The organism is Streptomyces sp. NPDC111507, assembly GCF_055638955.1.
Genome location: NZ_JBVKBU010000004.1, coordinates 697283 through 715451, shown reverse-complemented (window position 1 = coordinate 715451; position 18169 = coordinate 697283). Strand labels below are relative to the sequence as shown.

Genomic DNA, 18169 nt, shown 5'->3' with positions numbered 1-18169 from the left:
CCTCACGGGGTGCGCACGGTTTCCTTCTGCCAGTTCTGCTGGAACGCGAACCGTGCCGCCTCCACCTCGTGCCGCTGGTCGGCGTGGAGCACGCCGAGCGCGTACGCGGTGGCCGGGGCGATGCGCGGGGTGCGGGCCGCCGACGCGGCGGCCGCGGCCGCCTCCGCCGCGTCCCGGTGCCGGTTGAGGGCCTGACCCGCGCGGAGCAGTCGTACGTCGATGGGGGCGTCCTCTCCGTAGAGGACCTCGCACGCGTAGCGGTGCAGGCGCAGCAGCAGCCGGACCTGGTGCCAGGGCGCGTCCTGGGGATGGGGCGCGGTGTCCGCGGAGAGGCCGTGCACGAGGGCCTCGGCGTTGTACGGGTGGCCCGCGGTGACCAGCGGCAGCGCGGCGACCGCGTCGGTCAGCCGGTCCGTCGCGGCGGCGGCCAGGGGGCGCAGGTCGGCCGTGGTGGCCGCCGGGGTGAGCGGCACCTCGCTGGCGAGCACGGCGACGCTGTCCGCGACGGCGTGGAAGCGGGAGGAGCCGAGCGCCTGCAGCGCGGCCGAGTGGGCCCGGGTGCGGGCCAGCGTCAGCTGGCGGTCGAGCAGCGCGCCCGCCTTCGCGGCGCCGACGGTCAGACTGCCTTTGGCCGGCGCCCCGGTGGCCTGTGCGGACTGTGCCGGGAAGCCGGCCGCGCCGGAGAGCCGGTTCAGCGCGCCGATCAGTCGCTCCAGGCGGGCCGCGTAGGCGTGTTCACGTGCCAGGGTGCCCGAGAGCCACGCCAGTTCGGGCCGCATGCCCTCCGACCACTCCGCGTCGAGCAGCGGTCGGAAGGTGTGCAGGGTGCCGCTGATGCGGCGGGCCGAGCGGCGCAGGGCGCGCGCCGCGTCGACCGATTCCCCGGAGCCGTTGTCCCCCGCTCGTGACACGTCCCGCGTCTCGGCGCGCGACTCCGTTCTCGGCTTCGCCCGGGCGGTGGTACCCGCGTCGGTGCCGTTCTCCCGGTGCTGTCGCAGGGAGCGGAGGAACTCCGTGGCCTGGGCCCTCAGGTAGCCCGCGAGGGCGTCTCCTGACATGGGCCCGGCCGGGGAGTCGGTGGGGGGTTCAAGGTGTTGCTGTGCCACGCCGGCGCCTCCGGGCGTCTATGAGCATCTCCTGGACGTTCCGCAGGGGCTGGCCGTCCGCGTCGGTCGAGTGCCGGGTCCACTCGCCGTCCGGGCCCAGGTGCCAGGAGGCGGTGGTGTCGGACATCCCGGTCTCGAACAGCCGGTTGAGGGCTGCGCGGTGTGCCGGGTCGGTGATCCTGACCAGCGCCTCGATCCGCCGGTCCAGGTTGCGGTGCATCATGTCCGCGCTGCCGATCCAGACCTCGGGCTCGCCGCCGTTGCCGAAGGCGAAGACACGGGAGTGTTCGAGGAACCGGCCGAGCACGGACCGTACGCGTATGTTTTCGGACAGGCCGGTGACGCCCGGCCGGACCGCGCAGATGCCACGCACCCACACGTCGACGGGCACTCCGGCCTGGGACGCGCGGTACAGCGCGTCGATGATCGCCTCGTCCACCATCGAGTTGCACTTGATGCGGACGTAGGCGGGGCGTCCGGCGACGTGGTGCTGGACTTCCTTGTTGATCCGCGCGATCAGCCCGTCACGCAGGGACTTGGGGGCGACGAGCAGACGGCGGTAGGTCTCGCGGCGCGAGTAGCCGGAGAGCCGGTTGAAGAGGTCGGACAGGTCCGCGCCGACCTGCGGGTCGGCGGTGAGCAGGCCGAGGTCCTCGTACAGCCGGGCGGTCTTCGGGTGGTAGTTGCCGGTGCCGACGTGGGAGTAGCGCCGGAGCGTCTCCCCCTCCTGCCGGACGACCAGCGACAGCTTGCAGTGGGTCTTCAGCCCGACGAGTCCGTACACGACATGGCAGCCGGACTCCTCGAGCTTGCGGGCCCACTTGATGTTGGCCTGTTCGTCGAAGCGCGCCTTGATCTCGACGAGGACGAGGACCTGCTTGCCGGACTCGGCGGCGTCTATCAGCGCGTCGACGATCGGCGAGTCGCCCGAGGTCCGGTACAGCGTCTGCTTGATGGCCAGCACGTCCGGGTCGGCCGCCGCCTGCTCCAGGAAGGCCTGCACGGAGGTGGAGAAGGAGTCGTACGGGTGGTGCAGCAGGACGTCGCGCTCGCGCAGGGCGGCGAAGATGTCGGGCGCGGACGCCGACTCGACCTCGGCCAGGTCGCGGTGCGTTCCCGCGATGAACTTCGGGTACTTCAGCTCGGGCCGGTCGAGGGCGCCGATGCCGAAGAGGCCGGTGAGGTCCAGGGGACCCGGCAGCGGGTACACCTCCGCCTCGGAGATCTTCAGTTCCCGTACGAGGAGATCGAGGACGTACCGGTCGATGGACTCCTCGACCTCCAGGCGCACCGGCGGCCCGAAGCGGCGCCGCATGAGTTCCTTCTCCAGCGCCTGGAGCAGGTTCTCGGTGTCGTCCTCCTCGACCTCCAGGTCCTCGTTCCTGGTCAGCCGGAAGGTGTGGTGCTCCAGGACCTCCATGCCCGGGAAGAGCTCCTCCAGGTGTGCCGCGATCACGTCCTCGATGGGGACGTAGCGGTTGGGGGAGGCCTCCAGGAAGCGGGAGAGCAGCGGCGGGACCTTGACGCGCGCGAAGTGCCGGTGGCCGCTGACCGGGTTCCGTACGACGACCGCGAGGTTCAGGGACAGACCCGAGATGTACGGGAAGGGGTGCGCGGGGTCGACCGCCAGCGGGGTCAGGACCGGGAAGATCTGGTGCCGGAAGAGGGTGAAGAGGCGGGCCTGCTCCTTCTCCGTCAGTTCGCTCCAGCGGACCAGATGGATGCCCTCCTCCGCGAGTGCGGGGGCGACGTCCTCCTGGTAGCAGGCCGCGTGCCGGGCCATGAGCTCGCGCGAGCGGGCCCAGATCATCTCCAGGACCTCGCGGGGCTGCAGGCCGGAGGCGGACTTGGTGGCCACGCCGGTCGCGATGCGGCGCTTCAGTCCGGCCACCCGGACCATGAAGAACTCGTCCAGGTTGCTGGCGAAGATCGCCAGGAACTTCGCCCGTTCGAGCAGGGGCGTGCTCGGGTCCTCGGCGAGCTCCAGCACCCGCTCGTTGAACGCCAGCCAGCTGCGCTCGCGGTCCAGGAACCGGCCCTGCGGCAACATGATGCCGTCCTGCACCGAGTCCTCGTACGCGTCGAGGTCGGCGTCGATGTCGGGCTCGAGGTCCGAGACGTTCGCCGCCACGGTGTGCGGGCGGTGCGCGGCGATGGAGCCGACGGAGGGCTGCGGGTGCTGCACCGGTGCCTGGGCGCTGGTCTGGTTCATGGAACCATTCTTCCGCGCCGGGAGCGAGACCGGCGCGTCGGAGAGCGCGAGCGGCAACGGGGTGAGGCGGATGTTCCCGTTCCGCGTCCCCGGTACCGCCCTGCTCCCCGTCGTCGGAGAGGTCTCGCCCTCCGGTGGAGGCGACGGCTCTGGCGCGGCGGGTTTCATTGGGTGAGCGTCGCAAGCCCGTCTGAATCGATGGTTACGGCGACATGACGTGCGGGATATCGGGGAGCGGCTCCGGGACGTCTACATGCCCGGGAGCGACGTACGCCCCACCCCCCGTGGGGGGCGTACGCGGCCCTGGCACGGGGGGAGTTAGGCGGTGCGGCGGTGCAGCAGCCGGAAGGCGGCGGCGGTGGCCGCGGCGGTCACGGCGAGGACGATGCCGGTTTCCACCAGATGGAGGGGCCAGAAGTGCGAGGCGGGGTGGTCGACGGAATAGCGGCCCGTGACACCGTGCTCGGCCAGGCACCGCTTGGCTTCCGCGGTCGTGCCCTCGCAGTTCCCGTAGCTGGGGTCCGGGACTCGTTTCCCGTGGACGAACACCCCGGACTCCAGCTGCCAGACGGGACTGGGCTGGTTGTAGAACGCGGCGCCGGTACGGGTGACCGTGGGCCACAGGTCCGCGCGGTACCGGTCCAGGCATTGGCTGAGCAGCAGCATCATGGCGAACGAGACGCTCAGAGCGGGCAGCGAGCGCCGTAGCGCCAGACCGGTGACCGCGCCCACGGCCAGGGCGCACAGGGCGTACGCCACCATCGCCGGGCCGCGGGCGACGAAGACGGCGGTGGCGGGCCAGTCGCCGATGACCCGGGCCGGTCTGTTCGACCAGCTCCAGCGGTACGCCGCCATGAGCACCGTGCCGCTGAGCGTGATCACCAGTGCGGGCACGGCGAGCTTGGCGGTCAGCCAGCGTACGGGGGACACCGACTGGGTCCAGGCGAGCCACGCGGTGCCGGACTCCAGTTCACGGGCGATCAGCGCGGCGCCCGCCCAGGCGGCGACGGCGTAGAAGGAGTAGCACAGACCGGTGGCGGTGTATCGGAGGATCGCGCCGTACTCGAGTGTGGCCGTGACCTCACAGGTGTCGGAGTGGAGACAGTGGAAGGCCTCCGCCCGGGCGGCGTCGGCCGTGACCCCCGTCGCCCACGCCAGGAATCCGATGACGGCGACGACGAACGAGCCCCAGACGATCAGCGCGGTGCGGTGCACGCGTACGACGGTCCACGGCAGGCCGCCGACGGCACCCGCGGTGCTCACAGGGCGGCTCCCTTCGTGCGCGGGGCGCTGCCGGTGTCGCGCTTGAGCAGCCGGAAGGCGACGAGGAGAACGAGCGCGGTGAGGACGAGCACCAGGCCGGTCGCCATCAGCTGGAGGGGCCAGTAGTGGGACTGGGGGTGGGAGTCGGTGTAGAAGCTGACGGCGTCGAGCCGGTGGTACAGGGTGCTGCACTCCGTGCTGTGGCTGCTGCCGCACAGCGGGTCAGGCAGCCGGGCCCCGGTCGAGGTGAGGAGACCGGCGTGGACGGTGATCCCGAGGCTGGTGGGGCCGTCCTGGGTCAGGCCGGTGACCGTCCGCACCGTCGGCCACAGGTACGGCAGGCCGAATCCGAGGGCGACCCGGACGCCGACCGTCCACACCACCGACACGACGAGGGCGCTCAGGGAACCGCGCAGCCTGGTGCCGGCGAGCGCGCCGACGGCCAGGCCGGACAGGGCGACGGCGACGGTGGTGGGGCCGTTGGCGTGGAAGACGAAGGGGTCGGTCCAGCCCTTGGCGGTGTCGATCCGGCCCTGGCCGCGCGCCCACATCTGCCGGTGCAGCACCACCAGCACGCTGGTCCCGACGGTGACGAGCGCGGCCGGCACGGCCAGTTTCACCGCCAGCCAGCGGGCCGGGGACACCGACTGGGTCCACGCGAGCTGCGCGGTGCCTGACTCCATCTCGCGGCCGATCAGCGAGGCGCCCGCCCAGGCCGCGACGAGGAACGGCAGGAAGGTCAGTGCGAGGGAGGCGTACAGGCTGTACGACTTGTACCTGAGGATCGCGTCCTGGTCATAGGCGCAGGTGGGCTTCGTGCAGCGGTCGTACGCCCGCCATGCCGCGGCGGCCGCGTCCGTCCCCGGGCCGTACAGCCACAGCAACAGGACGGCGAGCGCGACGAACAGACCGGTCCAGATGTAGAGCGCCGGGCGGTGCAGTCGCAGCACCGTGCGGACCATGCCGCGCGTGGCGGACGGGCGGCGGGCGGGCGCCGGCGTGCGGCCGGAGGCGGTCAGCGTGGTCATGCGGCGGACTCCTGGGCGGCGGTGCGGGCGGAGGCGAGGATCAGCGCGGGAGCCTCGGGGTTGCGCAGGTGCGCGAGGACCAGTTCCTCCAGGGAAGGCGTGGTGACGCGGGCGTCGAGTCCGCCGGAGACCGGGCCCTGAGGGCGGATCAGGGCGGTCAACTGGCGCCCCGTGGTGCGGGATTCGACCACGGTGTGCGGAGCGAGGTCACGGACCGGCCCGGTGGTCAGGGTGTGCGCGGCCAGCAGGTCGTCCAGGTCGCCCGCCAGTCGCACCTGGCCGCCGCCTATCAGCAGCAGGTAGTCGCAGGAGCCCTCCAGCTCGGCGACGACGTGCGAGGACATCACGACCGTCGTGCCGTACTGGGCGGCCTCGGCCATCAGCGTGCCCATCAGCTCGTGACGGGCGAGCGGGTCGAGGTCGGCCATCGGCTCGTCCAGGAGCAGGAGTTCGGGCCGCTTGCCGAGTGCCAGGGCGAGCGCCACGCGGGTGCGCTGACCGCCGGAGAGCGTACGGACCTTGGCCTTCGGGTCCAGCCCGCCGTTCTCGTACGTGATCCGCTCGGCGACCGAAGCGTCCCAGCGGTCGGGGTTGAGCTCGTGGCCCAGGCGCAGCGTCTGGGCCACCGTGAGCTGCGTGTACAGCGGCTTGTTCTGGGCGACGTACGCGATGCGTTCGCGGGCGGCGGCCGGGTGGCTGCCGAGCACGGTCAGGGAGCCCTCGGTGGGGGCGAGCAGTCCGGCGGCGTGGGCCAGCAGGGTCGACTTGCCCGCGCCGTTGGGTCCGACGACGGCGCAGACGCGTCCGACGGGGAGCCGGAAGGAGCACTCGTGCAGTGCCCAGCCGCCGCGCCGCCCGAACCGCTTGCCGAGGCCGGCCGCCTCCATGGCGGTGTCGCTCATTCCTTGTCTCCCTTGCTGAACTTTTCCAGTACGGCGGTGAAGAGCGCCGCCATGTCGTCGTGATCGAGCCCGGCCTCGCGGGCCCTGGCCGCCCAGTCGTCGAGCTCGGCGCGCAGGGGCGAGTCGGCGGGGGCGGCGCCCAGCGAGCGCTTCACGAAGGTGCCGAGGCCGCGTCTGGCCTCGACCAGACCCTCGCGCTCCAGCTCGCGGTAGGCCTTCAGGACGGTGTTCGGATTGATCGCCGTGGCCTCCACGACCTCGCGGGCCGTGGGGAGCTTGTCGCCCGGTTCCAGCAGGCCCAGGCGCAGGGCCTGTTTGGTCTGCTGGACGATCTGGACGTAGGTGGCGACACCGCTGCGCCGGTCGATGCGGTACTCGACCACTCGGATAACCACCCTTTCACTAATTGAGTAGTGAAAGGGTGGTTGATGAGGGTGTCCGGAGTCAAGCCCGGACATCGCGGAGGCGAGCGGGGACATCGCGGAGGCGAGTTCGAACATCGCGGAGGCGAGTCCGGAAAATTCGATGCCGGATGCGTGAACCGATCGGCGGGGCTCGTCCGATGAGGGGATGTGAGGGAAACGAGAAGCGACGGGGAGCTGCTGCGGGCCATCGCGGCGGACACGGACCGTCGCGCCTTCGAGGAGCTGTACCGGCGGTATGCGCCGTGGCTGACCGCGCGGCTGCGCGGCCGGTGCGCCGATGCCGGGGTCGTCGACGACGTCGTGCAGGAGACCTTCCTCGCCATCTGGCGCGGCACCGCGAGTTACCGGGAGGAGGGTGACGCGGCGGGCTGGCTGTGGCGCATCGGCTCGCGGCGGCTGATCGACACGCTGCGCGGCGACGGCGCGCGCGGCCGGTTGCGCCAGACGCTGGCCCGCTTCCGCCACCGCCACGAGGCCTCCGCCGAGGAGCGCGTCCTGGCCGGGGTCGAGCACGGCGACCTCGCGGGCGCGTTGATACGGCTCTCGCCCGAGCTGCGCGCGGTCCTCCAGGCCACGGTGATCGACGGACTCACGACCCGGGAAGCGGCCGTCCTGCTCGGCATTCCACCCGGCACGGTCAAGACGCGGGCCCTGCGGGCGCGCAAGCAGCTGCGGGAGGAGCTGGCATGAGCGGCGGAGATGACGAGGCCATCGGCGGAGACCGCCGGGACATGGGTGGAGGTGGAGAGAACATGAGCGGGTGGGACGAGGACGCGGCCGCCGGTCGGAGCGCGCCCGGTGCGGGCGCGAGTGACGCCGGTCGGACCGCGTCCGGCGCCGACGGTTCCCAGGACGGGCGGTGGCACGCGGACGCCGAGGACCTCCGGGCCTATGCGCGGGGCGAGTTGGCGCCGCCCCGGCTCTGGTCCGTCGACACCCACCTCGTGGCGTGCGCGCCCTGCCGGGAGGCGCTCGCCACCGTGAGCGATCCGGTCGTCCTGGACGCCGGATGGGAGCGGCTCGACGCCGAGCTGGACGCGCCACGACCACGGCTGCTCGAGTCGCTGCTGGTGCGGATCGGCGTCGCCGACCACACGGCACGGCTGCTGGCGGCCACGCCCGTGCTGCGCCGCTCCTGGCTGGCCGCGGTCGCCCTCGTGCTCCTCATGGCCGTGGTGGCGACCGACGCCGGACGGGTCGCGGCCTCGCCCACGCTGTTCCTCGCCCTCGCCCCCCTGCTCCCGCTCGCCGGGGTCGCGCTGTCCTACGGACCGGTGCTCGACCCGACGTACGAGATGGCCGTGGTGTCACCCCTCCACGGATTCCGGCTGCTGATGATCCGCACGGTGGCGGTGCTCACCACCGGCCTCGTTCTGAACGGCCTCGCGACCCTCGCGCTCCCCGCGTACGGGCTGCGCGCGCTGGCCTGGCTGCTGCCCGCCCTCGCCCTCACCGGGACGGGGCTCGCACTGACCGCCCGCTGGGGCCCGGTCCTGCCGCCCTGCCTGGTCGGCGGAGCGTGGGTCGCGCTGCTGATGGTGGCCCACGCGAAGGCCGACGGCGGCACGCTCGCGCCGTTCACGGCACTCGGCCAGGGCGTCGCCGGCGCGGTCGCGGTACTGGCCGCCGGGCTGCTCTACCTCGTACGGGACCGGTTCGACTTCTCCCCCTCGCACGCCTTCTTCGCCGACCACACCGACTTCTCCGACAGGAGCGCCGCATGACCCCCACCGTCTCCGCCTCCGGGCTCACTCTCCGGTACGGAGGGACCGTCGCCCTCGACGACGTCTCCCTGCGCCTGAGTGAGGGCGTGACCGGGCTGCTCGGGCCCAACGGCGCCGGGAAGACCACCCTGTTGCGGGTGCTCGCCACCGCCGTGCCCGCCGACCGGGGAGCCTTCACGGTGCTCGGGCACGACCCCCGCACCACCTCCGGCCGCCTGGACGTGCGGCGCGCGCTGGGCTATCTGCCGCAGACCCCGGCGTTCCACCCGGACTTCTCGGCCTTCGAGTTCGTCGACTACGTGGCGATCCTGAAGGAACTGACGGACCGCTCCGCCCGGCACCGGGAGGTGCGGCGCGTGCTGGAGGCCGTCGACCTCTCCGACGTGCGGGGCAAGCGCATCAAGAGGCTTTCGGGCGGTATGCGTCAGCGGGTCGGGCTGGCCGCCGCGCTGGTCGGCGACCCCGGCTTCCTCGTCCTGGACGAGCCGACCGTCGGCCTGGACCCCGAACAGCGCATGCGGTTCAGGGAAATGATCGCCGAGGCGGGCATGGGACGCACGGTCCTGCTCTCCACCCACCAGACCGAGGACGTCGCGATGCTCTGCCACCGCGTGATCGTCATGGTCCGCGGCGGCATCCGTTTCGAGGGCACCCCGGCCGAGCTGACCGCGCGGGCGGCGGGGCGGGTGTGGAGCAGTACGGCCCGCGACCCCGGCGCGAGAGCCGGCTGGCGTACGGGCACGGGTTCCTTCCGCAATGTCGGCGACCCGCCCAAGGGCGCCGACCTCCTCGAACCGACCCTGGAAGACGGCTACTTGCTCGCTCTCGACGGCGAGCCGGCGGAGGTGGCGGCATGAGCGAGCTGGTGACCCGCACGGTCGTGGACGAGGCGGCCCCCACGGGGGTGGAGCCGCCCGCCCAGGACCTGCACCAGAACAGGACGCGGGCCGTCATCGCCCTCGCCCGCTTCGAGGCACGCGAACTGCTGATGCAGATCCCGGTGCTCGTCTTCCTCCTCCTCTACGTCGCCTACACCGGCTGGGGAATGTTCAACGGCCGGGAGGGCATGGACGACTTTCCGGTCCTCCACGATGTCGACCGCTCCACCCAGACCGCCCCCCTGCTCCTCGCCCTCGTGCTGTTCGTCAGCATCAACCGCGCCGTGCTCCGCTCCCGCAGGCACGGCACCGACCTGCACTTCGACGTGCTGGTCATGGAGCCGTGGCGGCGCTCGCTGGCCCACGCCCTGTCGGCCGTGCCGTTCGCGGCGTTCACCGCGCTGGTCGTGGGATTCGAGTTCACCTGGGCGGCCCTGAAGCCCGGCGCGGTCGGCCACGGCTCGCTCGCCGAACTGCTCGTGGGCCCCCTGTCGATACTCCTCGCCGCAGCCCTCGGCGTCCTGGTCGCACGGTCGATCCCCTTCGCGCTCGCCGTCCCGCCCTTCGTCATCGGTATGTACGTCCTCACGACCCTCGTGGCCGCGAGCACACAGGGCACGCACTGGGTGCAATGGCTGGCACCGGTGGTCACCGAGGAAGGCGCCCACCCGTTCCCCTCCGACCTGCTGGGCCGCCCGGCCGCCTGGCACGTCCTGTATCTGGTGGGGCTCACCGCGCTGCTGCTGTGCCTCGCCCTGCTGATCAACGGCGGTCGTTCGCCCAGGATCAAGATGATCACGGTCCTCGCCCTCGCGGCCATGGCCCAGGGCATAGCGGGGCAGGCCCCGGGTGACTCGGCCGCGCTGATCGCGGCCCGCGCGAAGGCGTCCGCCACCCCGGAGAAGGTGCAGACCTGCGTCGCGCACGAAAGGTCGACGTACTGCGCCTACCCCGAGTGGACCGGCCAGACCGCCGACTGGGCCGAGGTGGTCCAACGCGTCCAGTCCCTCGCGGGCGGCCCGGCCTCGGCCGAGCGGCTGACGGTGCGCCAGCGGGTCGACGCCCGCTCCGGCCTGGAGGGCGACTCCGCGCTGGAGCCGGCCAAAGCGCCGGGAGTCGTGACCGTCGGCACGCGCTGGGGCGGCAACCGGATTCCGGAGTTCGCCGTGGGGGTGGCCTCGGTTCTGGTGACGGGGGACGAGACGTCCAGCGTCGACGTGTGCGACGCCCGCGCGGTGATCATCATGTGGCTGGCGCTGGGCTCGGAGCCCCAGCCGCTGACCATGCTGCGCCATGTCCGCATCGACGACTCCATCACCGGCGGAGGGGTCGCTCTCGAGCCCACGAATTCGCTCTCCATGAACGCCGCGCAGACAGAGGTGATCAAGGAGTTGCTGCAGAAGCCCCGCTACAGCGTCATCCCCAAGGTGAAGGCCCACTGGGCGGAGCTCACGTCCCCCAAGACGACGACGGCCCAGGTGGCGCAGCTGCTGGGGGTGCGGGCGCCGACCGGTCCGGGCGCGCTGAGCGTCAAGACATGCGAGGAGTGACCGTGCTCGACGACACAGGTACGACCGGAAGCGCGGAGAGTGCCGAAGGCACCCCGTCCCGGGGGCGCCCGCACACCGTGGCCTGCTCCCTCCTCCGTCCCCTCTGGCGCAGCCTCCCCCGGCGGGCGCTGGTGACCGGTGCCGGACTGGGGCTGCTGTTCGCCGCGATCCCGCGGCTGTTCTCCCTCCGGCTCGACACGTGGGCCGGCCTCAACCTCCTGCGGGCCGTCGCGCTCACCTTCGCTCTGGGCCTGGCCTTCCTGCTGGACGATCCGGCCCGGCACATCACCGCGGCAGTGCCGACCCGGCGTCCGGTGCGGGTCGGCCTGCGGGTGGCGCTCGTCGCCCCGTCGGCCGTGCTCTGGTGGACCGCGGCGCTGTTCCTCATACCGGAGCAGGCCCGGCCGCCGGTGGGCGCCGCGACCTTGGAGGCCGCCGCCACGGCGTTGCTCGCGCCGGCGGCCGCGGCGGTCATGGTGCGGTTCACCAACCGGGCCGAGCCGGGAGGCGCGGTGTGCGTCGGCCTCCTGGCCCTGGCGGTGCTGGCATCCCTGCTGCTCCCCGAGCGGTGGACGCTCTTCCCCGCGCCGTCCGCCCCGCGCTGGGAAGGCGCCCATCAGACATGGGCGGTGGTCCTGGTCGCGGCGGCGCTGGCCGGGGCGTGGTCCTGCGCGGAACCCCTACGGAGGTGGCGACCCGCCGTCTTCGCTCACCGGTGACACGAAGACGCGGGCACGGACGGGCGGGGACACCGGACAGGACCGGCAAGGACACCACGGACCGAGACACACCGGACCGGTAAGGACACCGGACCCGTAAGGCCACCGGACCGGCAAGGACACCGGACCGACGGTCAGGACTCGCTGCGGTACATGAGGTCCGTCTCGTGCGTGCGGAAGCCGAGCCGCTCGTACACGGTGAGGGCTGCCTTGTTGTCGGCGTCGACGTAGAGCATGGCGGTGGGCAGACCCTGCCGGGCGAGGTGGCGGAGCCCGATCGTGGTGAGGGCCTTGCCGAGACCGCTGCCCTGGGCGCTGGGGCGGACTCCGAGGACGTACACCTCACCGAGGCCCTCCTCGGCGTGGACCTTCGTCCAGTGGAAGCCGACGAGTTCGTCGCCGCGGAAGGCGAGGAAGAACCCGGACGGGTCGAACCACACCTCCGCCTTGCGGTCGTCCAGGTCACGCTGGGTGAGGGAGCCCTGCTCGGGGTGGTGGGCGAAGGCCTCGGCGTTCAGGGCGAGCCAGGCCGCGTCGTCCTGGCCGGGCACGAAGGTGCGGACGTTCACGCCGTCCGCGAGCTTCGGTTCGGGCAGGTCGAGGTCGGTCAACGGCCGCCGCAGCTGGCGCAGTTCGCGGAAGAGAGTGAGGCCGAGGACCTGGGCGAGATGCCGGGCGGCGGAGTGACCGCCGTGCGCCCACACGCGCAGCCGCTTGCCGGACTCGGCGAGCAGGGCCGAGCCCAGGGCCCGACCGTGGCCGTGGCCGCGGTACGCCGGGTGCACGACCAGTTCGGCGGCCGGGGCCTCCACCGGGTCGGTGTCCTCCAACTGCGCGTACCCGATCAGCTCCTCGCCGAGGGTCAGCAGCAGATGGCGCACGCCCTCGCGGGCGCCGCCCTTCAGCTGGAGCCGGCCCTGCTCGGAGACCGCCTGCTGCCCGTCGGCCCGGGCGGCCTCCGCGAGCAGCCGGAGCACGTCCTCGGCCTGGGCCGGGGAGAGCGCGGTGTGGGTCTCGATGGAGCGGGTGAGGGCGTGGGGCGCGGTGTCGTCGCTGGTCATGGATACGAGGGTACGGCGCGGTGTTTTGCGGACAAGGAGTTGCGCGGCGTCGATGTGGCTCGTGGCGGGGTGAGGAGGGGCTTCCGTCAGGTGGTGGTGAGGCGATGGCAACCAGTCTGTAACCCCGAACCCCCTGTTGCGCTACGCGCGTTGATTCTAAAGTGCGCGTAAAACCACAGCCGTCCCACAGGGGGGAACCCATGCTGCCGACGCCCCGGCACAGACGTACCCATCGCATCCTCGCCGCCGCCGCTGGGCTGGCCACCGTCGGCGCCCTGGCCGCCGCGATGCCCGCGAGCGCAGGGCAGGACAGGTCGACCCCGCACCACCACCCCGGCAGCGGCCGCTACCAGGACGTACAGCTGCTGTCCTTCAATGACCTGCACGGCAACCTGGAGCCGCCGGCCGGGTCGTCCGGCCGGGTCACGGAGCTTCAGGCGGACGGTACGACGAAGTCGATCGACGCGGGCGGTGTCGAGTACCTCGCCACGCATCTGCGCGAGGCCCGCAAGGGCAACAAGTACTCCATCACGGCCGCCGCCGGAGACATGGTCGGCGCCTCCCCGCTGATCTCCGGGCTCTTCCACGACGAGCCGACGATCGACGCGCTGAACAAGCTCGACCTGGATGTGACGAGCGTCGGCAACCACGAGTTCGACGAGGGCGCCAAGGAGCTGGCCCGCCTGCAGAACGGCGGCTGCCACCCTACGGACGGCTGCTACGACAAGAAGGCGAAGTTCCGGGGCGCCGACTTCCCGTACCTCGCGGCGAACGTCACCGACGAGAAGACCGGCAAGCCGATTCTCAAGCCCTACTGGGTGTGGAAGAAGAACGGCGTCAAGGTCGGCTTCATCGGCGTGACGCTGGAAGGCACCCCGAACATCGTGTCGGCCGACGGGGTCAAGGGACTGAAGTTCGGCGACGAGGTCGAGACGATCAACAAGTACGCCAAGGTGCTCCAGCGCCAGGGCGTGAAGTCGATCGTCGCGCTGATCCACGAGGGCGGCGCGCCCGCGTCGACGGCGTACAACTACGACTGCGACAGCCCCGGCGCCGGTGACGGCATCTCCGGGCCGATCGTCGACATCGCCAAGAACGTCACGCCGGCCGTGGACGCCCTGGTCACCGGCCACACCCACCAGGCGTACGCGTGCACCATCCCGGACCCGTCGGGCAAGCCCCGCATGGTGACGTCGGCCTCGTCCTTCGGGCGCCTCTACACGGACACGACGCTCACGTACGACCGCTGGACGGGCGACATCGCGCGTACGGCGGTGAAGTCGGCGAACCACGTGGTCACCCGTGACGTGGCGAAGGCCGCCGACATGACGTCCCTGATCAGCAAGTGGAAGACGCTCTCCGCTCCGATCGCCTCGCGTCCCATCGGTTACATCGCGGGCGAGATCGGCAACACCGGTAACGAGTCCCCGCTCGGCGACATGATCGCCGACGCGCAGCTCGCGTACGCCAAGTCCGTCGATCCCGAGGCCGACCTCGCGGTGATGAACCCGGGCGGCATCCGCGCCGGGCTCACCTACGCGGCGAGCGGCAGTGAGGGCGACGGAGTGGTGACGTACGGGGAGGCGTACACGGTCCAGCCGTTCGCCAACACCGTCAACCTGGTGAACCTCACCGGCGCTCAGGTGATCACGGCACTCCAGCAGCAGGTCAGCGGGGCCAACGAGGCCGCGCCGAAGATCCTGCAGATCTCCAAGGGCCTGACCTACACGCTGGACCTGACGAAGACGGGCGCGGCGCGGGTGGTCGCCGACTCGGTCAAGCTCAACGGCGCGGCGATCGACCCCGCCGCCACCTACCGCGTCGCGATGAACTCCTTCCTCGCGGGCGGCGGCGACGGCTTCGCCGAGCTCGGCAAGGGCACGAACGTCCTGGTCGGCGGTGACGACCTGGCGGCCTTCGAGTCCTACCTGACGGCCAACTCCTCGGCCGCGGCGCCGTACCCGGTGCCGACGGCGGACCGGATCACGGTCGTGCGGTAGTCCCTCACGGAACGGGCGGGGCCGGTACGCGGATGCGTACCGGCCCCGCTTTTTTGCGGCCTAAATTCTGTGTGATCGGCCTAAATTCTGTGTGAGTAGAGGATTGGTTCCACGGTCCATCTGAAAATTTGTTTCAGCCGTAATTCATTGAGGTCTCAGTCGAATTGGCGATTTCAGGGTCCGGGGTCCCGTAGTGTTTTCCATGTCGAAAGCGAACAGCGCAAACGGCAAAGGGAATTCACCCGCAGGGAACAAGGAGACACCCATGAGCTTCCACAAGATCGCCCCGGTCAAGAAGCACCACAAGCCGGCCCCGGCCCCGAAGAAGCCCGCGAAGCGCCAGCCCGCCAAGCCGGCCCCGGTGGCGCAGAAGCCCGGGCGCCGCCCTGTCGGCAACAAGTAAGCAAGATCCACCCCCGATCAACAGATCCACCCGCGACCAGCGGATCAGTCAAAGCTACGAGAGGGAAACCCATGAGCTTCCACAAGATCGCCCCCGTCAAGAAGCACCACAAGGCCGCCCCGGTCGCGAAGCGTCAGCCCGCCGAGTCGGCTCCGGTGGCGAAGAAGGCCGTCGCTCCGAAGAAGCGCCCGGTCAGCCGTCAGGGCCAGTAGCAGTCCGCGTGAGGCGGGGTCCCCGGGAATTATCGGTTTCCGGTGGCCCCGCCTCGGCCATGTTCCGGACCTGAAAGGGAAGTTGATTTGATATGCGGGAAGTACGGGAGGCATTCGCACGCTTCTGGCCGCTGACACGCGGCGACCGCACATGGCTGCTGCTGATCATCGGCTGCGTGGTCGTGGCCGCGCTCGCCGAGACGGCCTCGATCCTGCTCTTCGCACAGCTCACGGACCACGCCCTGAAGGCCGGTTCGCTCTCCGCGTTCTGGGGGCCGGCCGGAGCCTGGCTGGGTGTCGCTGTGATCGGCGCGATCGTCGGCTACCTCGGCAATTCGCTCGCCGTGTGGACCGCGGAGAGATTCGTCCTGCGCCTGCGGGCGAGTGTCTTCCGGCACGTCCAGGACCTGCCGCCCGACTTCTTCCAGAAGCACCGCCAGGGCGACCTGGTCGAACGGCTCACCGGCGATGTCGAGGCCATCGAGCAGATGGTCGTGTCGGGTGTCGTCGGCACGGTCTCCGCCGCCTTCTCCGCCGTCTTCTACGCCACCGCCGCGCTCTGGCTGCGCTGGGACCTCGCCCTCGTCACCTTCCTCCTCGCCCCCCTCTTCCTCGTCTCCGCCCGCCGGTTCGCCGGCCGCATCAAGACCGCCTCCCAGGAGGAGCGGGCCGCCGACGGCGCGATCACCTCGGTCGTCGAGGAGTCCCTCGGCAACGTGGTCCTCACTCAGGCCTACAACCGCCGCCGCGCCGAGGAGAAGCGGCTCGACCGCGAGGCGCGCGCCTGGATGCGGGCGTCGGTGCGCGGGGCACGGGCGAGCGAGATGTACGAGCAGTTCGTCGAGGTCGTCGAGACGCTGTGCGTGCTCGCGGTGATCGGTCTCGGAGCCTGGGAGATCTCGAAGGGGCGCATGTCGCTGGGCCAGTTGCTCGCCTTCGCCGCGTTCCTCGGGTACCTGTATCCGCCGATCCGCAATCTTGGCCAGCTCGGCCTCACCCTCACCGCCGCCACCGCCGGCGCGGAACGCATCCAGGAGATCCTGGACACCGAACCCGCCGTCACCGAACCCGCTGACCCCGTCCGGGACTGGCCCGTACACGGCTGGGTCAGCTTCCACGGCGCGTCGTTCCGCTACCCCGGCGCCGACCGCGAGTCCCTGCACGACGTGACCTTCACCGCGGGACCCGGCGAACTCGTCATCGTCACCGGCCCGAGCGGCGCCGGAAAGTCGACGCTCTCCAAACTCCTCACCCGCTTCTACGACCCCACGGCCGGCGTGGTCTGCCTGGACGGCGTCCCGCTGCCCGACATGTCCCTGGAGTTCCTGCGCGAGAACGTGGCGCTACTGCCCCAGGAGACGCTGATCCTGCACGGCACGATCCGCGAGAACATCGAGTGCGGCAGGCCGGGCGCGTCCCAGGTGGACATCGAGCGGGCGGCGACGGACGCGGTCGCGCACGACTTCATCAGCGCGCTGCCCGACGGGTACGACACCGAGATCGCGCCCGGCACGGCCACCCTGTCCGGCGGCCAGCTCCAGCGGATCGCGATCGCCCGCGCGATGCTGCGCGCCGCGCCCGTCCTGGTCCTCGACGAGCCGACCGCCGGGCTCGACTCGATCGCCGCACGCCGGGTGGTGCAGCCGCTGCGGCGCCTGATGGCGGGCCGTACGACCATCATGATCACGCACGATCTGAGCCTCGCCCCCGACGCAGACCGGATCCTGGTGGTGGACGGCGGCCGGCTGGTGGAGGCGGGCACGCACGACGAGCTGATGGCGTGGGGCGGAGCGTACGCCCGGCTCGCGACGCCGGAACTCGACTACTTGGCGGCGCGGAGCGTGTAGCCGAGCCCCCGCACGGTGTGGATGAGCCGCGGTTCGCCGCGGCTCTCCAGTTTCCGGCGCAGGTACATCACGTACACGTCCAGCGTGTTCGACGTCGGCTCGAAGTCGAAGCCCCAGACCTCCTTGAGGATCTGGGCGCGGCTGAGGACCCTGGCGGGATGCCGGAGCAGATACTCCAGCAGGGCGTACTCGGTCCTGGTCAGGTCGAGGGGGCGGTCGCGGCGGGTGACGGTGCGGGTGGGCCGGTCCATGGCGAGGTCCGCGAAGGCGAGCCGGTCGTCGAGACGGGGAGCGCGCTGTTTCGGCTGCGGGCTGCGGCGCAGCAAGGCCCTGACCCGGGCGAGGAGTTCCTCGGTGGCGAAGGGTTTCATGAGGTAGTCGTCGGCGCCGTTGTCGAGGGCGACGATACGGTCGCCGACCGCGTCCCGGCCGGTGATCATGAGGATGGGGACCGTGGACCCGGAGGCTCTGATCCGGCGCGTCGCGGCCAGCCCGTCGAGGCCGGGCATGGTGACGTCCATCAGCACCAGGTCGGGCCGGTCGTCCACCCCGGCCACGAGTTCGAGGGCCTCGCGGCCGTCCCCGGTGAGGACGGTCTCGTATCCCTCGAACCTGAGCAACCGGTCGAGCCCCTCACGTACGGCCTCGTCGTCATCGGCCAGCAGGATCTTCCGCGCCATCCCTCCAACGTGTAACGGGGTGCTGTGGGAGGGCTTGGAGAGGGGTGTGGGGAGGCTGGGCGGTGTCCGCGCCCAGCCTCCCCGGCCGGGAAGACCCGGCCTTCCCCAGGAGGCCCCCCGGCCTCCCGGGGAGTCAAGAAGCAACGATGGACGTCAAGA

General features: G+C 71.4%; 17 protein-coding genes. 9 read left to right on the top strand and 8 right to left on the bottom strand.

Annotation, left to right across the window (positions count from 1 at the left end):
* Positions 1-2: 2 nt before the first annotated feature.
* The 6 genes from ACZ7M2_RS21005 to ACZ7M2_RS20980 all read right to left on the bottom strand — a co-directional run bounded on the left by ACZ7M2_RS21005 (position 3) and on the right by ACZ7M2_RS20980 (position 6894).
* The gene (locus ACZ7M2_RS21005) at positions 3-1106 is read right to left on the bottom strand and encodes a CHAD domain-containing protein (RefSeq protein ID WP_352043974.1); all 1104 of its coding nucleotides are present in this window, start codon (positions 1104-1106) and stop codon (positions 3-5) included.
* A complete protein-coding gene (locus tag ACZ7M2_RS21000; RefSeq protein ID WP_352043975.1) occupies positions 1087-3318 on the bottom strand; it encodes an RNA degradosome polyphosphate kinase in 2232 nt (743 codons plus the stop codon). The genes ACZ7M2_RS21005 and ACZ7M2_RS21000 overlap by 20 nt, the downstream gene beginning before the upstream one ends.
* A 318-nt stretch (positions 3319-3636) precedes the next feature.
* A complete protein-coding gene (locus ACZ7M2_RS20995; RefSeq protein WP_471596495.1) occupies positions 3637-4581 on the bottom strand; it encodes a hypothetical protein in 945 nt (314 codons plus the stop codon).
* A complete protein-coding gene (locus ACZ7M2_RS20990) occupies positions 4578-5609 on the bottom strand; it encodes an ABC transporter permease (protein ID WP_471596494.1) in 1032 nt (343 codons plus the stop codon). Before ACZ7M2_RS20990 ends, ACZ7M2_RS20995 begins: the two co-directional genes overlap by 4 nt.
* Entirely contained in the window at positions 5606-6511 is a 906-nt protein-coding gene (locus ACZ7M2_RS20985) for an ABC transporter ATP-binding protein (protein WP_471596493.1), read from the bottom strand. The genes ACZ7M2_RS20990 and ACZ7M2_RS20985 overlap by 4 nt, the downstream gene beginning before the upstream one ends.
* Entirely contained in the window at positions 6508-6894 is a 387-nt protein-coding gene (locus tag ACZ7M2_RS20980; RefSeq protein ID WP_352044452.1) for a GntR family transcriptional regulator, read from the bottom strand. Before ACZ7M2_RS20980 ends, ACZ7M2_RS20985 begins: the two co-directional genes overlap by 4 nt.
* 189 nt (positions 6895-7083) lie before the next feature.
* Between ACZ7M2_RS20980 and ACZ7M2_RS20975 the strand changes: the two genes are divergently transcribed.
* Genes ACZ7M2_RS20975 through ACZ7M2_RS20955 form a run of 5 tightly spaced genes read left to right on the top strand, consistent with a single transcriptional unit; the run spans position 7084 to position 11807 of the window.
* Complete coding sequence (locus ACZ7M2_RS20975) at positions 7084-7626, top strand: RNA polymerase sigma factor (RefSeq protein ID WP_060895010.1); 543 nt, start codon at positions 7084-7086, stop codon at positions 7624-7626.
* On the top strand, positions 7623-8660 hold the full coding sequence (locus ACZ7M2_RS20970) for a zf-HC2 domain-containing protein (RefSeq protein ID WP_471596492.1): 1038 nt from the start codon (positions 7623-7625) through the stop codon (positions 8658-8660). Before ACZ7M2_RS20975 ends, ACZ7M2_RS20970 begins: the two co-directional genes overlap by 4 nt.
* Positions 8657-9517 carry an ABC transporter ATP-binding protein gene (locus tag ACZ7M2_RS20965; protein WP_471596491.1) on the top strand — a complete coding sequence of 287 codons (861 nt, stop codon included), beginning with the start codon at positions 8657-8659 and terminating at the stop codon, positions 9515-9517. Before ACZ7M2_RS20970 ends, ACZ7M2_RS20965 begins: the two co-directional genes overlap by 4 nt.
* Positions 9514-11088, top strand: coding sequence for an ABC transporter permease (locus ACZ7M2_RS20960; protein WP_471596490.1), 1575 nt, complete (start codon positions 9514-9516; stop codon positions 11086-11088). The genes ACZ7M2_RS20965 and ACZ7M2_RS20960 overlap by 4 nt, the downstream gene beginning before the upstream one ends.
* 2 nt (positions 11089-11090) lie before the next feature.
* The gene (locus ACZ7M2_RS20955; protein ID WP_471596489.1) at positions 11091-11807 is read left to right on the top strand and encodes an ABC transporter; all 717 of its coding nucleotides are present in this window, start codon (positions 11091-11093) and stop codon (positions 11805-11807) included.
* Positions 11808-11941: 134 nt separating this feature from the next.
* On the opposite strand, the gene mshD is transcribed toward ACZ7M2_RS20955, so the two are convergent.
* Complete coding sequence (gene mshD / locus ACZ7M2_RS20950; RefSeq protein WP_471596488.1) at positions 11942-12868, bottom strand: mycothiol synthase; 927 nt, start codon at positions 12866-12868, stop codon at positions 11942-11944.
* A gap of 200 nt (positions 12869-13068) precedes the next feature.
* Here mshD and ACZ7M2_RS20945 point away from each other — a divergent pair, with 200 nt between their 5' ends.
* From ACZ7M2_RS20945 to ACZ7M2_RS20930, 4 genes are all read left to right on the top strand, one after another.
* Positions 13069-14868, top strand: a complete 1800-nt coding sequence (locus ACZ7M2_RS20945; protein ID WP_352043984.1) for a bifunctional metallophosphatase/5'-nucleotidase — start codon at positions 13069-13071, stop codon at positions 14866-14868.
* Positions 14869-15133: 265 nt separating this feature from the next.
* Positions 15134-15271 (top strand): hypothetical protein, encoded by a 138-nt coding sequence (locus ACZ7M2_RS20940; RefSeq protein WP_167552123.1) that lies wholly within the window; start codon positions 15134-15136, stop codon positions 15269-15271.
* Between the two features lie 71 nt (positions 15272-15342).
* Positions 15343-15483: a hypothetical protein gene (locus ACZ7M2_RS20935; protein WP_471596487.1), complete on the top strand. Its 141-nt coding sequence runs from the start codon at positions 15343-15345 to the stop codon at positions 15481-15483.
* 92 nt (positions 15484-15575) lie between these two features.
* Positions 15576-17330 (top strand): ABC transporter ATP-binding protein, encoded by a 1755-nt coding sequence (locus ACZ7M2_RS20930; RefSeq protein ID WP_471596486.1) that lies wholly within the window; start codon positions 15576-15578, stop codon positions 17328-17330.
* On the opposite strand, the gene ACZ7M2_RS20925 is transcribed toward ACZ7M2_RS20930, so the two are convergent.
* Positions 17306-18010 carry a response regulator transcription factor gene (locus ACZ7M2_RS20925; RefSeq protein ID WP_471596485.1) on the bottom strand — a complete coding sequence of 235 codons (705 nt, stop codon included), beginning with the start codon at positions 18008-18010 and terminating at the stop codon, positions 17306-17308. The two genes, ACZ7M2_RS20930 and ACZ7M2_RS20925, sit on opposite strands and share 25 nt — an antisense overlap.
* Between the last annotated feature and the right edge of the window lie 159 nt (positions 18011-18169).